At 64.0% G+C, this 15,041-nt stretch carries 11 protein-coding genes; 6 read left to right on the top strand and 5 right to left on the bottom strand.

From position 1 onward, the window contains the following. Positions 1-61: 61 nt before the first annotated feature. Complete coding sequence (locus WN72_RS21705) at positions 62-3,421, bottom strand: adenylate/guanylate cyclase domain-containing protein (protein ID WP_092219129.1); 3,360 nt, start codon at positions 3,419-3,421, stop codon at positions 62-64. A gap of 223 nt (positions 3,422-3,644) precedes the next feature. On the opposite strand from WN72_RS21705, the gene WN72_RS21700 reads away from it, so the two are divergent. Then, complete coding sequence (locus tag WN72_RS21700; RefSeq protein ID WP_194482925.1) at positions 3,645-4,709, top strand: IS110 family RNA-guided transposase; 1,065 nt, start codon at positions 3,645-3,647, stop codon at positions 4,707-4,709. Between the two features lie 669 nt (positions 4,710-5,378). Continuing rightward, positions 5,379-6,443 carry an IS110 family RNA-guided transposase gene (locus tag WN72_RS21695; RefSeq protein ID WP_194482925.1) on the top strand — a complete coding sequence of 355 codons (1,065 nt, stop codon included), beginning with the start codon at positions 5,379-5,381 and terminating at the stop codon, positions 6,441-6,443. 523 nt (positions 6,444-6,966) lie between these two features. On the opposite strand, the gene WN72_RS21690 is transcribed toward WN72_RS21695, so the two are convergent. After that, the gene (locus tag WN72_RS21690) at positions 6,967-8,016 is read right to left on the bottom strand and encodes a PepSY-associated TM helix domain-containing protein (protein ID WP_231164348.1); all 1,050 of its coding nucleotides are present in this window, start codon (positions 8,014-8,016) and stop codon (positions 6,967-6,969) included. Between the two features lie 119 nt (positions 8,017-8,135). Further along, on the bottom strand, positions 8,136-10,067 hold the full coding sequence (locus WN72_RS21685) for a TonB-dependent receptor (protein WP_092216767.1): 1,932 nt from the start codon (positions 10,065-10,067) through the stop codon (positions 8,136-8,138). Positions 10,068-10,356: 289 nt separating this feature from the next. Here WN72_RS21685 and WN72_RS21680 point away from each other — a divergent pair, with 289 nt between their 5' ends. Next, on the top strand, positions 10,357-10,560 hold the full coding sequence (locus WN72_RS21680; RefSeq protein WP_143130624.1) for a hypothetical protein: 204 nt from the start codon (positions 10,357-10,359) through the stop codon (positions 10,558-10,560). A gap of 180 nt (positions 10,561-10,740) precedes the next feature. Here WN72_RS21680 and WN72_RS21675 read toward each other — a convergent pair whose 3' ends face one another. Next, positions 10,741-11,601, bottom strand: coding sequence for a TerC family protein (locus tag WN72_RS21675; protein ID WP_027557607.1), 861 nt, complete (start codon positions 11,599-11,601; stop codon positions 10,741-10,743). 47 nt (positions 11,602-11,648) lie between these two features. After that, positions 11,649-12,071 carry a nucleoside-diphosphate kinase gene (gene ndk, locus WN72_RS21670; protein ID WP_092216643.1) on the bottom strand — a complete coding sequence of 141 codons (423 nt, stop codon included), beginning with the start codon at positions 12,069-12,071 and terminating at the stop codon, positions 11,649-11,651. A gap of 327 nt (positions 12,072-12,398) precedes the next feature. On the opposite strand from ndk, the gene WN72_RS21665 reads away from it, so the two are divergent. The 3 genes from WN72_RS21665 to WN72_RS21655 all read left to right on the top strand — a co-directional run bounded on the left by WN72_RS21665 (position 12,399) and on the right by WN72_RS21655 (position 15,006). Then, positions 12,399-12,653, top strand: a complete 255-nt coding sequence (locus tag WN72_RS21665) for a hypothetical protein (protein ID WP_027557605.1) — start codon at positions 12,399-12,401, stop codon at positions 12,651-12,653. A gap of 246 nt (positions 12,654-12,899) precedes the next feature. Continuing rightward, complete coding sequence (locus tag WN72_RS21660; protein ID WP_167336514.1) at positions 12,900-13,073, top strand: hypothetical protein; 174 nt, start codon at positions 12,900-12,902, stop codon at positions 13,071-13,073. A gap of 70 nt (positions 13,074-13,143) precedes the next feature. Further along, positions 13,144-15,006 carry an ABC-F family ATP-binding cassette domain-containing protein gene (locus WN72_RS21655; protein ID WP_092216644.1) on the top strand — a complete coding sequence of 621 codons (1,863 nt, stop codon included), beginning with the start codon at positions 13,144-13,146 and terminating at the stop codon, positions 15,004-15,006. Positions 15,007-15,041 lie beyond the last annotated feature (35 nt).

Here is a 15,041-nt window from a genome sequence, read left to right as displayed (position 1 = left end):
CGGGGTAAACCGGCCTTGCAACCTGCTGAGTCACGTCACTCTATCTGTAGTTCAGCCAGAACTACCGCAGGCGGTCGAGCAACGCCTTTGCCTGCTTGACGTCCCGTGTTTCAAAACCCTCGGTGAACCAGGCGTGGATGGGCGCGAGCAGGTCGAACGCTTGCTGGTGCTTCCGCTCATCGATCCACAACGCGGCAAGGTCTGTTGCAGCTCGAAGCTCGAGGGCCTTGGCGTGCTGGCTTCTTGCGATTGTCAATGCGCGATCGAGCAGTAGTTGCGGCTCGGTGCCGGCTTCCGATGCGCCGCGGACGAGCAACGCGCCCGCTTTCAGCCGGTACAGCTCGGCCTCAAATATCCGTTCGCTGTTGCGGCCGGTCGTGGCGAGGCCCTGTTCGATCAGCTCCAGCGTAGGTTCGCGCTGATGGCTCGACAACAAGGCCGGAGCCAGGAGCACGTACAGTGCCGTGATGCCGAGCTGATAGCCCGCGCCACGATATTCATTCATCGCAGCCTGGATTTCCTCGAGCGCGGCGGATGAGGGATCAAGAAAGGTGGCGCTTATCCCCCGGACGGCGCGCGACAATCCCCGCCATTGCCTGAATGCGTGCTCTTCCGACAAGCTGAGACAGCGGTCCGCGTAGCGGTGCGCCGTCAGGAACTCGCCCCGAAGCGCGTGGATAATGGACGCATAATAGGTCGCGTAAGCCTGGGAGTGCGGATGATTGATGGCATCTGCGCGTTCGATGGCAGCATTCACACGTGCGAGCGCCGTATCGGGGTGGCCCAGCAATAACAGCGCCCATGACATCAGAGCAAGGTCGGCCACGCCCGCATCCTGCCCGGCGGCCCGCGCCGCCAATCTGTCCTGCTCGCTGCTCGCCTCGAACGTCTCGAAGGCCCGTTCGATCACCTCGCGCGCGCCCGTGAGATGTCCCATGAAAAGGCGAATCATGCCTTGGCCGCGCATCGCGTTGAGCAGCGTCGGTCGATCGTGGCGCGCTTCGGCGAGATCGAGCAGCGCCGAGATCATTTCCTCGGCGACCGGCAGCTCACCACGAATGACGCTCGCTGTGGTCAACCAGAACATGATCTGCAGTTGTTCGGGGGGATCGTTGAGGCGCTGGCAAAGCGCGCGTGCGCGCGCGAAGGTCGCCACGGCCTGAGGCGAGGCCGGCCCCAGGGTGGCGATCAGGCATGGTCCCAGCTCGAACTGAAAATCAAGCTCCAGCCTGTCCTTCACCGCGCCGTCGGCCAGATGGGCCAAGACCTCGATGCCCTTTCGCAAATGCGCGATGGCTTCGAGGTTGGCGGAGCGCATGGCCGCCTTCCTGCCTGCCTGGAGCCAATAGTCCCTGGCCTTGTCGAACAGTCCCGCCTCCGTCAGGTGGAGTGCGAGGGTTTCGGGTTGAGCCTCCACGATTTCCGGAAATCGTTGCTCGAACGCATCGGCTATGGTGGCATGCAGCGCGGCGCGCCGGCTCTTCAGAAGTCCCGCTTCGGCGGCGTCCCGCACCAGCGCATGCTTGAAGGTATAGACCGCCCGCGGTATCTCGCCCCGGCAGAATATCAGCTCCGCCCGAACCAACTGGGCAAGCGCCTCCTCGAGCCTCTGCGCCGGCAACCCGGCAACAGCGCTCAACAGTTCGTAGGAGAACTCGCGCCCGACGACGGCGCCGATCTGGGCCACGTCCTTCACCGGGGCTAGTCTGTCCAGTCTCGCCATCAGCGATGCGCTCAATGTAGTCGGAATCGCCATCGGAGGCAGCGGACGGCTGAGCGTGTAATGGTCGTCCTGCTCGTGCAACAGCCCGGTTTCGAGCACGGCTTTCGTCAACTCCTCGACGAACAGGGGCACGCCATCGGTACGGGCGAGGATTTGGTCCATGACCTCCTCGGGAAGCGTCTTGCCCGCCGTGACACGCTCGACCAATGCCGCCCCGTTGCGGCGGTTCAGCCGCGTGAGCGAGAGCGTCGTCACATGAGCATGGCTAGGCCAGGGCGGCGTGAACTCCGGTCTCGCGGTGATGAGCAGCAAAACGCGAAGCCGCGGTACCTTCTCCAGTGTGACCGTGAGCAGCTCCAGTGAAGTCGGGTCCGCCCAATGGGCATCCTCGAAGATGACGAACACCGGCTGCCGCGCCGCCAATGCGTCGAGCTGGTCGAACAGCGCGGCAAGCGTGACGTCCTTGCGGTTCTGCGGACTGAGCTCGGGCAGACGGTAGCGGTTGCTGATCGGCAGCGACAGAAGGTTGGCCAGGGGCGGCACGACACGGTCCGCGTCACCACCGAAGCGCAGGAGCAGAGCCTCGAGCTTGGCAAACTTCTCCGTTGGCGTCTCGCCTCGCTCGAACCGGGCGGCGCGTTCGAGGTTGGCGATGAAGGGATGCAGCGCGCTGTTGGTGTGATGCGCCGAGCAGAAATGGCGCACCGTGATGTGCCGTTCCGCCTGCAGCCGCTCTTGCAGCGCCAGTGCTATGTGCGACTTGCCGATGCCTGGCTCGCCGGTGAGAAGCACGACGCAGCCTTCGCCTGACGCAGCATGCTGCCAGCGCCGCAACAGCAGCTCGATCTCTTCGTCACGCCCGATCGGTGGTGTCAGTCGAGTCTTGTGCTGCGCTTCGAAGCGGCTTTCCGCGCCGCTGATCCCGAGCACCTGCCAGGCGGGTATAGGCTCCGACCATCCTTTAAGCGCAACAGGCCCGAGATCGCGATATTCAAAATATCCTTCCGTGAGCTGGTGCGTGCTCTCGGAGATCAGCACCGTGCCGGGCTCGGCGAATTGCTGCAGGCGAGCGGCGAGGTTCGGTGTCTCGCCAATCACCGCCTGCTCCTTGGCGGCGCCTTCGCCGATCAGGTCGCCGACCACGACCATGCCGGTCGCGATGCCGATGCGGACCTGCAACTGGGTGCTGACGTCCGTCTCGAGGTTGGCGACGGCATCGACCAGCGCGAGCCCGGCGCGTGTTGCCTGCTCGGCATCGTCCTCGTGGGCCTGGGGATAACCGAAATAGGCGAGCACGCCATCCCCCATGTACCGCGCGATGATGCCTTGGCTCCGCGCGATGATCTCCGCGATGCAGGCATGATAGGCGCGGATGACCGCGCGCAGATCCTCTGGATCCAGTCGGGCCGAAAGTGCCGACGAGCCCACCAGATCGCAAAACATGACCGTGAGCTGGCGTCGCTCGGCGCTGTCCCGCGGCGCTGGTCCGGCGGCCGCTTGAGCCGATCCGAGGACGTCACCCTTGAGGTCTGCGATCACGCGCAGCAGCTTGCGCCGGTGCCCGAGCAGGACGCCGAGGTCCTTGAGGTCCTGCTCCGTGAGGTCGCCAATGACGGAAAGGTCGATGGCATTCTCGGCGAAACGCTGGGCGTACTCGCCCAAACCGATCGATGCGAGCCACTCTGCAGTACCTGTCATGGGATACCTATGGCCTATGCAATGAGAATAGCACATTGGAACAGCCTGCGAAGGCGCATCTATCGCCAGAAGCGCAGATCGCCCGACCTCTCGCCCAATTGATAAGGGCTCCGGCGAAAACTGGATGCTGGCAAGCGATGTCCGCTAATGGGATGGTCCGGCCGTGCTCCGGCCCTGCCAGCACGAGAAGCTGGCAAGGGGCGCTCAAGACAAGGAGCACGCCATGTCTCAGAAACTCAACGCGGCGATCGCCGTGATCGGCATCGACATCGGCAAAAACTCGTTCCACATCGTGGGTCAGGATCACCGCGGTGCCATCGTGCTGCGGCAGAAGTGGTCGCGCGGCCAGGTGGAAACGCGGCTCGCCAACCTGCCGCCGTGCTTGATCGGTATGGAGGCCTGCGTAGGCGCCCATCATCTCAGCCGCAAACTCCAAGTACTTGGCCACGACGCCCGCCTGATGCCAGCGAAATACGTGCGCCCGTATTCGAAGGGACAGAAGAATGACTTCCGAGATGCGGAAGCCATCGCCGAGGCTGTCCAACGCCCGACCATGAAGTTCGTCGCGACCAAGACCGCCGATCAGCTCGACCTTCAGGCACTGCACCGCGTCCGCGATCGATTGGTCGGTCAGCGTACCGGCGCGATCAATCAGATCCGTGCGTTCCTGCTGGAACGGGGCATCGCCGTGCGGCAAGGCCCGCATTCCCTGCGGTTCGAGTTGCCAGGTATCTTGGCAACACGCACTGATGTGCTCTCGCCTCGCATGTTGCCCATCATCGAGGGTCTGGCGGAAGACTGGCGCCGGCTGGATGAGCGTATCGAGGGTCTATCTGGCGAGATCGAAACACTAGCCCGTCAAGATAGGGCCTGCCAGCGACTGATGACGGTGCCTGGCATTGGCCCAATCATCTCGAGCGCAATGGTGGCTGCGATCGGCACCGGAGACGTGTTCTCGAAAGGCCGCGACTTCGGCGCCTGGCTTGGACTTGTTCCGAAGCAGATATCGACCGGCGACCGCACGATCCTCGGCAGTATATCAAGGCGCGGTAATCGCTACCTGCGCGCGCTGTTCGTGCAAGCCGCGTGGGTTGTTCTGGTAAAGGTCAAGTGCTGGGAGCGCTATGGCCTCAACTCTTGGATCGAAGCCGCCAAGAAGCGATTGCACCACAACGTGCTGGCGATTGCGCTCGCCAACAAGCTCGCCCGGATCGCCTGGGCGGTCCTCAACAAGGGACGCGCCTTCGCGTGCGTCAAGATGGAGGAGACGGTGTCCCGACCTGCTTGATCCTCGCGCCGTGCGCGGGGCCGTCAAGGCGCAGCCTGGCAGCAGGAGAGCAAGACGTCAGGACAGCACGACGGCCGGCTTTGACGGCCCCTTGCGCGCGGCGCGTCTGCGCGCGCAGGCCGGGACGAAGGAACGGCCGCCAGGCACGAACGAAGGAACAGCGCGAAGTGAGGAGCTATCGATGACGTAACAACCCTTACCCGCCGAGGTCTGCGAGAGGATGAGACGACGATGGAGAATCGGTCTTCCCGGCACATGTGAACCCTGGTGACCCAAATGGCCCGGTCGAGGCCTGTCCGCTAACCAGATCACATGCGCGCTGATATCCATGATGGCCCGGAGCACTGCGCTCCAAACAGAGGCCGGATACATTGATGCAAGACCGCATCTACCGGATCGTCGAAATCTTCTTGCACCCCACGGCCGGACCATACATCAGGGTCAAAAGGCGCCATCAGTCGGCGCCACGGCCGCGTGTGCTCAGCCCGCCGAAGGCGGACATCTTGGCGTTCGACATGGATGTCAGTAACGCGCCAGAAACCGAAGGTTGTACCAAGTTTGTGCGGGATTGTCCGCATAGGGACATGACGCTAATGGGATGGTCCGGCCGTGCTCCGGCCCTGCCAGCACGAGAAGCTGGCAAGGGGCGCTCAAGACAAGGAGCACGCCATGTCTCAGAAACTCAACGCGGCGATCGCCGTGATCGGCATCGACATCGGCAAAAACTCGTTCCACATCGTGGGTCAGGATCACCGCGGTGCCATCGTGCTGCGGCAGAAGTGGTCGCGCGGCCAGGTGGAAACGCGGCTCGCCAACCTGCCGCCGTGCTTGATCGGTATGGAGGCCTGCGTAGGCGCCCATCATCTCAGCCGCAAACTCCAAGTACTTGGCCACGACGCCCGCCTGATGCCAGCGAAATACGTGCGCCCGTATTCGAAGGGACAGAAGAATGACTTCCGAGATGCGGAAGCCATCGCCGAGGCTGTCCAACGCCCGACCATGAAGTTCGTCGCGACCAAGACCGCCGATCAGCTCGACCTTCAGGCACTGCACCGCGTCCGCGATCGATTGGTCGGTCAGCGTACCGGCGCGATCAATCAGATCCGTGCGTTCCTGCTGGAACGGGGCATCGCCGTGCGGCAAGGCCCGCATTCCCTGCGGTTCGAGTTGCCAGGTATCTTGGCAACACGCACTGATGTGCTCTCGCCTCGCATGTTGCCCATCATCGAGGGTCTGGCGGAAGACTGGCGCCGGCTGGATGAGCGTATCGAGGGTCTATCTGGCGAGATCGAAACACTAGCCCGTCAAGATAGGGCCTGCCAGCGACTGATGACGGTGCCTGGCATTGGCCCAATCATCTCGAGCGCAATGGTGGCTGCGATCGGCACCGGAGACGTGTTCTCGAAAGGCCGCGACTTCGGCGCCTGGCTTGGACTTGTTCCGAAGCAGATATCGACCGGCGACCGCACGATCCTCGGCAGTATATCAAGGCGCGGTAATCGCTACCTGCGCGCGCTGTTCGTGCAAGCCGCGTGGGTTGTTCTGGTAAAGGTCAAGTGCTGGGAGCGCTATGGCCTCAACTCTTGGATCGAAGCCGCCAAGAAGCGATTGCACCACAACGTGCTGGCGATTGCGCTCGCCAACAAGCTCGCCCGGATCGCCTGGGCGGTCCTCAACAAGGGACGCGCCTTCGCGTGCGTCAAGATGGAGGAGACGGTGTCCCGACCTGCTTGATCCTCGCGCCGTGCGCGGGGCCGTCAAGGCGCAGCCTGGCAGCAGGAGAGCAAGACGTCAGGACAGCACGACGGCCGGCTTTGACGGCCCCTTGCGCGCGGCGCGTCTGCGCGCGCAGGCCGGGACGAAGGAACGGCCGCCAGGCACGAACGAAGGAACAGCGCGAAGTGAGGAGCTATCGATGACGTAACAACCCTTACCCGCCGAGGTCTGCGAGAGGATGAGACGACGATGGAGAATCGGTCTTCCCGGCACATGTGAACCCTGGTGACCCAAATGGCCCGGTCGAGGCCTGTCCGCTAACCAGATCACATGCGCGCTGATATCCATGATGGCCCGGAGCACTGCGCTCCAAACAGAGGCCGGATACATTGATGCAAGACCGCATCTACCGGATCGTCGAAATCTTCTTGCACCCCACGGCCGGACCATACATTTGGGTCACGATCAGGCATCCCGGACTTGTCCGAGCTTGGTCCCCTCATGGCCCAGAAGCGGACGCTCGGATGTATGAGTACGCGCCCTAGCTCGCCCTGATCCTCCTCGGGCGCTTCTTGAGCCACATGATCGCGCCACTGACGAAGAGGACGAGTGGCGCGATGCCGGCTGCGAACACCAACAATCGTCCGGAAAGTCCGAACGTCGCGCCATTGTGGAGCCAGAGCTGTTCGGCCACATAGCGGTCGCCCAGCGACATGGCATCGGACGTGCGATCGTGCAGCACCGCGCCACTCCATGGATCGAGCCAGATCGCCCCTCGTGCCCGCACGGCGGGATCAGCGCCATCCGCGCGGAACTGCACGCGCCACGTGTTGCGCGTTTCGCCTGGCGGGGACAGCATGGCGACCGCCCTGCCCGGCTTGGCCTCCTCTGCGCGTCGCATAATCGCATCGGGAGAGAGCAGCGGTGTCCCGGCGGGAGGCGGTGCTGCGATCCGTGGCGAGGGATCAGGTGTCGGCTGCGACAGAACGCCGACGATGGGACGCACCACGTCCGGAAAAACGAGACCGATGCCGGTGATCGCGAGTCCTGGGAGCACTAACAGCGCCCAAAAGCCGGCGGCGCCATGAACGTCGAAGACAAATCGCAGCAGCGACACGTCCCTGCGGATCGATATCGATCGCCAGAACCGGCCCGGCTTCGGCCACCACAGGAATAAGCCCGACGCCGTCAAGCCCAGCAGCATGAACCCGGCCACGCCGACCAATTCCCTGCCCCACCACTCGTAGAGCAGCAGCGTATAGTGGAGACGATAGACCTTGAGCGCGAACGCATTGATATAGTCACGCCGCCCCAGCACCTTCCCGTTTGACGGATCGACCATGGTCGTCCAACGATTTGGGTAATGACCTCTCTGGGTTTCGTGCGCATGTATGACGACCCAGACCGGCCAGGTCCGATCCGGAACGAGGATCGTGGAAATCGGCGCGGCGTCCGCCGCCGCGGCCGCGCGGATCACCTCGCTCAAGACAACCCTTTGTTCCGGGGTCGCAGGCGCGTAGAGCGCCGGGTTCAGAGCGGCGTCGATTTCGCGATAGAAGACGATGAAGCTTCCCGTGAGGCCGATCAGCACGACGACGATACCTCCGGCCAGCCCGAGCCAGCGATGAGTCCATAGAAGCCCACGCCGCGCACGTCCGGCGAGGTTCCGGCCCCGCAACATCGTCATTGCACGCGTCAAGCCGAGCCGGCTCAGAAATCGGTCGACAGCGACAGGAGCAGGGTTCGCGGATTACCCTGCGACACCGCGGAGAAGCTCGCAACGCCGGCCCAGTAGTTGGTGTCGAACACGTTCTGGACCAGGGCCCGGAGCGTCACCGGCCGGTTGTTGATGCGCGTGGTGTAGCGGGCACCAAGGTCGAGCCTCGTCCAGGCCGGAACGACCTGCGCATTCGCCGCATCGAGATACTGGTATCCGGTATAGACGGTGTTTGCGACCAGCGTCAGACCAGGCGCGAACGGCGTATCCCATTCAGCAGACAGGTTCGCTTGCACCTGCGGCACACCGATCGGCGTCTTGCCGAGATTGGCCGGCGTGCTCGTCTTGGTCAGTTCGGGGTCGATCAGCGTCACGCCGCCAAGAACTCGAATGCCCGGCTGCACCTCTCCGAACACGGTCAATTCCAGGCCGCGATTACGCTGCTCGGCGTCGGCACGGAAGACCTTGTCGACGCCGAGCTGTCCCGACGGCTTGGTGATCTCGAACAGGCTGATCGTGGTGGCCAGCATGCCGAAATCGATCTTGACGCCTGCTTCCTTCTGCTTGCTGAAATAAGGCGTCAGAACCTCTCCGGAATTGCTCGCCGTCGTCGGTGCGATGTCGCCTTTGCTCAGCCCTTCGATGTAGTTGGCGTAGAGCGAAACGTTGCTCCAGGGCTTGACGACGACGCCGACCATCGGCGTGAACGCCGTCTGATCGTAGGAGGCGGTGACGGCGCCTGTCGTGGTGTTGTAATTGTTCGACTTGACGCCCTGCTGCCGCACGCCAACGGTCAGCTGAAGACGCTCCTGGAAAACTGACAACGTGTCTGCCAGCGCAAGGCCGGTCAATTCGGTGTCCGACAGCTTCGGAACGGTCGCGGGCGCTGGAACGAGCTGCTCGGGACGGGCGATCGGCGCATAGATATTGGACAGCACCGGCGTCCCGGACACAGAGCCCCGTCCGATCTGGTCTGTGTAATAGCTCCCCTGGAAAGTCACGGCGTGACTGATCGCGGCGGTGTCGAACCGGGCCCGCACACCGGCGTCGGCCACGTCCCTGTCGATGTCGAATTTGAAGTGCCCCGGTGTCGACGTGGTGTTGCCGGCCGCGTTCAGGATCGTCGGCGTGCCGAACAAGCGATCGACCTGGGTCCGGCCGCCACCGCCATCGGCGAACACCGTCACGGAATCCGTCACGTCGTATTCGGCCCGCGCCAGCAGCGAGTTGTCATGAACCTTGGCCCATTCCCAGGCCTGCGTGACATTGCGCCTGCCAACTGGCGCGGTCGGGACGGCGACGCCTGTTGCGACCAGAAACGGCCTGGTGGGCGCGTCGAACTTTTCCTCCTGATCGATGAAGTCGAGCGACGCCCTGAATCTCTCACCGCGATAGTCGAACGCCGCGGAGCCGACATGTGCCTCCCGGCTCTGATTGTCGAGCGGCGTATCGCCATTGTGATAGCTGCCGTTGACGCGAATGCCGAATTCGCGGTTCTCGCCGAACCGGCGGCTGACGTCGAGATGGGTACCGAACTGCGAGCTCGTCGCGTAGTCAGTCGTCACGCGCGTGAGATCGACATCCCCGGCACGCTTCGGAACGATGTTGATGGTGCCGCCGACGCTGCTGTTTGGGGCCATGCCGTACAGCAGTGCGGTCGGCCCCTTGATGATCTCGATCCGTTCGACGTAGTCGGTGAACACGCGGTAGTTCGGCGCGACACCAAAGACGCCGTTGAAGGCTATTTCTCCGACATTGCCCTCGCCGATAGGAAATCCGCGGATGAAGAAGGAGTCGAGAATGCCGCCGGTCTGCCCCGTGAAGCGAACCGAGGGGTCGTTGCTGACGACGTCGGCGACCGTCGTGGCCTGTTGATCCTCGATCTTCTTGGCGGTGTAACTCGTGATGTTGAACGGCGTATCCATGAAGTCCTTATTGCCGAGCAGACCGACCTGGCCCCCGCGGGCGACCTGCCCGCCCGCGTAGGGCTGCGGGAGTGCGCCCGGTTTCGGCGCGGCGGGATTTCCTTCCGCTTGAACCGCTGGCCGCTCCGTTGCACGCGATCCGGCGCGGGCCGCCGTCCGGCCCGGATTGGAGCGGGGACGCGCGCGCTGCTTCGGCGCATCGCCGACAACGGTCACCGCCGGTAGCGCGGTCTCGCGCTCCGCCGCGGGCGCCGCGCCCTGCGCGTTGACGTGCTGCGGCAGGCCGGCAGTGAACAAGGCGATGGCGGCGATGGAGCCCGTGAAGGCTGTCGATCTGGAGAATCTGGGAAGCGTCGTGGCGGTGGACGCAAGAACAGCAACGGGACGGCAAATGACTCGCGACGGCATCGCACCAGCTTCCGATTTCATGAACATGAACGACGGAGCGACGTGCCGCGGGCAGCATTATCGAGTCAACGAAAGTGGCCTTTAGTTTCAGCAGTTTATAATGAGATAAACTCTAGATCGCCCGGAGGTTGCGAACATTGTGATTCACGCTGCGACATGTCGAAGCGCGTCACGCGAGACTGCTTGACGGGAGAGTTCGCGGGGAGCTGCGGTGCTCGCCGGCGCGTGAGCCGGCAAAACCGATCACGCAACTACGCTTGGGGGATTATTCAGCCGACGCCTTGGCGTGGCGCTCGGAGGATTCGAGCGCGGCCTGGCCGAGGCTGCGCCGGCGCCAGATGGTGCCGACGACCAGCACGACGACGACGCCGAGCGCTGCGCAGAGATACTCGCCGCCACTTCCGCCATGGCCGAATTGCAGCGGGATGCGCATGCCGGTGAGCATCTTGTCCAGGGAGGCGCCGAGCGGCCCCTCGAACAGCGTGTGCAGCCTGGGCGCGACGCCGGGATCGGTCGCGATCACCTCGCCCGCGATCCAGCCGAGCAGCGCAGCACCAGCCCACACCAGCACCGGCAGCTTAGCCAGCAGCGCCATGATCAGCGCCGCACCGGCGACGATCAGGGGAACGCTGATGGCAAGGCCGAGGATCAGCAGCGGCACGCTGCCATTGGCCGCCGCCGCGACCGCAATGACGTTGTCGAGGCTCATGACGATGTCGGCGACGACGACGATCTGCACGGCCTGCCACAGATGCGAGGCGGACTCGACGCCCTCCTCGTCCTCGTTTTCAGGCACCAGCAGCTTGGCCGCGATCACGATCAGCGCGAGACCGCCGACGAGCTTGAGATAGGGCAGCTCCATCAGGCTGGCGACGATGCCGGTGAAGATGATTCGCAGCAGCACGGCCGCGCCGGCGCCGAGGATCATGCCCCAGAGCCGGTGCCGCGGCTTCAGGCCGCGGCAGGCGAGCGCAATCACCAGCGCGTTGTCGCCGGAGAGCAGGATGTTGATCCAGATGATCTTGCCGACCGCAATCCAGAAGGTCGGTTCGGCCATCTCATTGCGGAACTGGGTGAAGAATGCCCCGATCGTAGCGGGATCGAAGATCTGCCAGAGCCAGTTCACAATACGTCCTTTCGCCCCGTCGCCTTGTTAACGCGTCAGCCGAGAGATCAGCCGACGATCTCGTTGCCCGAGAAGAACTGCGCGATCTCGATCGCGGCGGTCTCCGCGGCGTCCGAGCCGTGGGCCGAGTTCTCGCCGATCGACTTTGCGTAGAGCTTGCGGATGGTGCCGTCGGCGGCCTTGGACGGATCCGTCGCACCCATCGCGTCGCGGTACTTGGCGATCGCGTTCTCGCCTTCCAGCACCTGCACGACCACCGGGCCCGAGGTCATGAATTCGACGAGCTCGCCGAAGAACGGGCGGGCCTTGTGGACGGCATAGAAGGTCTCGGCCTGTTCCTTGGTCATGCGGATGCGCTTCTGCGCGACGATGCGCAGGCCCGCCTTCTCGATCACGGCGTTGACCGCACCGGTCAGGTTACGCGCGGTCGCATCGGGCTTGATGATCGAGAAAGTGCGTTCGGTGGCCATAATCTTGTCCTTGAAGGAGAAAGCGGTGGTTTTCGAGTTGCGGGGCTTATATCGGCGCCTTCGCGTTACGGCAAGCGACCGCCCGAACGGCCGCACAGGCGCTTCGCCGCAGGGCCGGGTCCCCAGGATTTAAGCATGGATTACAACAATTTCACCCAGATGAACCCAATCTGAAACCCCCGTCAGGATTGGGTTCAGCTTCACCGGCGTAAGGTCGGGCCTATCGAAACCGAAGCCTGATCCCAAAGCCGATCATTTGGCAGACCGTTTCGGCGGCCCTTTCATCGACGCGATAGCCCCGCGCCGGCAGTCTTTGAGGAGATCACCATGTTGAGGAAACTTTCGCTTGCCGCCGTCGCTGCGGTCGCGCTGGGTGCCGCGCTGGCACCGACCTCCGCCTCCGCTCACTGGCATGGCGGCTGGGGCTGGCACGGCGGTGGTGGCGGCTGGCACCACGGCTACGGCTGGGGCGGCCCGCGCTTCTATGCCCCCGTCTCTTACGGTTATGGCGGCTGCTACGTGCGCCGGCTGGTCCCGACCCCCTGGGGACCCCGCTGGCGACTGATCAACCGCTGCTACTGAGCCCGACAGCACCTTAAGCCCAAGTAAAGCCCCAAGCACCTTCCCCCTAGGTACCTTCCCCCCAGGGTACCTTCCAAGCGAAGCCCCGGCGTCCCCCCCTGCGCCGGGGCTTTGTATTGATCGGATAGCGTGCGCATTCATACAATTTTTACTAGAATGCCGGGCATTCCCCACGGCCAGCGAAACAATTTGGGGGGCCAAGGACTTGGTACCGTGTCTTTACTTTGAGAACACGGAACCTCTGCGATGGCTGGGCCTTCTGCCAATGACAGCGAACAGATCGACCGGCGCACCAGCCGCTCGATTTGCGATGCCGTGGGCGAACGGCTCCAGCAGAGCATCCGCCCCGAACCGCGGCTGCCGACGCATCTCGAGCATCTCCTCGACGAGCTGAGGCGGCGCGACCGCGATCCGCATTGATTTGATTCGGAGCGCTTGAGGTCACGGAAAAACGGGTTGCGTTCGAGGCGCCTTGCGGTGACAAGGCCGCATGCTTTCCATCACCGACCTCTCCATCCGCCTCGCCGGACGCCTTCTGATTGACCAGAGTTCCGTGCAGATCACGCCGGGCTCACGCGTCGGCATGGTCGGACGCAACGGCACCGGCAAGTCGACCCTGTTCAAGGTGATCCGCGGCGAGCTCGCAGCCGAGCACGGTACCGTGACCCTGCCGCCGCGCTGGCGTGTGGGCAGCCTCGCGCAGGAAGCCCCGAACGGCCCGGAGAGCCTGATCTCCGTCGTGCTCAAGGCCGATCTCGAACGCGACGCGCTGCTTCACGAAGCCGAAAGCGCAACCGATCCGCACCGCATCGCCGAGATCCAGACCCGGCTCGTCGATATCGACGCGCATTCGGCGCCCGCACGCGCGGCCGCGATCCTCTCCGGCCTCGGCTTCTCCGCCGCCGACCAGCTGCGTCCCTGCGCCGAATTCTCCGGCGGCTGGCGCATGCGCGTCGCCCTTGCCGCGACGCTATTCGCCGCCCCTGACCTCTTGCTGCTCGACGAGCCCACCAACTATCTCGACCTCGAAGGCACGCTGTGGCTGGAGGATCATCTCGCGCATTATCCGCGCACGGTGATCGTGATCAGCCATGACCGCGATCTGCTCGATAGTTCGGTCGACCAGATCCTGCATTTGGAGCGCGGCAAGCTCACGCTCTACAAGGGCACCTATTCCTCCTTCGAGGAGCAGCGCGCCGCGCGCGAGCTGCTGGATGCCAAGGCCGTCAAGCGCCAGGAAGCCGAACGCGCGCGCCTGCAAGCCTTCGTCGACCGCTTCAAGGCCAAGGCCTCGAAGGCCCGGCAGGCGCAGTCCCGCGTCAAGATGCTGGAGCGGCTGAAGCCGATCACGGCGCTGGTCACCGAAGACGTGCGCGAGATCAGCTTTCCCGCACCGGAGAAAATCCTCTCGCCGCCGATCATCGCCGTCGACAACGCCTCCGTCGGTTACGACCCGGCAGCACCGGTGCTCGGCCGCGTGACGCTCCGCATCGACAATGACGACCGCATCGCGCTGCTCGGCGCCAACGGCAACGGCAAGTCGACACTTGTAAAGTTGCTCGCCGGGCGCCTTGCGCCCTTCTCCGGCAAGGTGACGCGCGCCGACAAGCTGTCGATCGCCTATTTCGCGCAGCACCAGCTCGACGAATTGAACGAAGACGCCTCAGCCTACGACCACGTCCGCAAGCTGATGGGTGATGCGCCCGAGGCAAAAGTGCGGGCGCGCGCCGGCGCGATCGGCTTCTCCGGCAAGGCCGCCGACACCAAGGCCGGCAAATTGTCGGGCGGCGAGAAGGCGCGCCTCCTGCTGGGCCTTGCGACCTTTTTCGGCCCCAACATGATCATCCTGGACGAGCCGACCAACCATCTCGACATCGACAGCCGCGCAGCACTGGCCGAAGCCATCAACGAATTCCCCGGTGCCGTCATCATGGTCTCGCACGACCGCTATCTGATCGAGGCTTGCGCCGACCGGCTCTGGATCGTCGCCGACCGCACCGTCACCAATTACGACGGCGATCTCGACGAGTACCGCCGCCTGGTGCTGTCCGCGCGCAATGCCGAAGAGCCGGCCCGCGAGCGCAATGCGCCGAGTGAAAAGCCGCAGCGTCCGAAGTCGGACAATCGCGGCTCGTTGAAGAAGCGCATCGCCGAAGCCGAGGCAGAGATCGCGCGCGTCACCGACATCATCGCCAAGATCGACACCGCCCTCGCTTTGCCCGACATTTTCACCCGCGATCCCAAGCAGGCCGCCCAACTCTCGAAGGCGCGCGCCAACGCCGCCGACGCGCTGGCGCGGGCGGAGGAGCAGTGGCTGGAGGCGAGCACTCAGTTCGACGAGGCCGCCACCTGACTTCAAGGTCCGCAAAACAACCCCATGCACAGTAC

Source organism: Bradyrhizobium arachidis (assembly GCF_015291705.1).
GTDB lineage: Bacteria > Pseudomonadota > Alphaproteobacteria > Rhizobiales > Xanthobacteraceae > Bradyrhizobium > Bradyrhizobium arachidis.
This window is presented reverse-complemented; position numbering and strand designations above follow the sequence as displayed.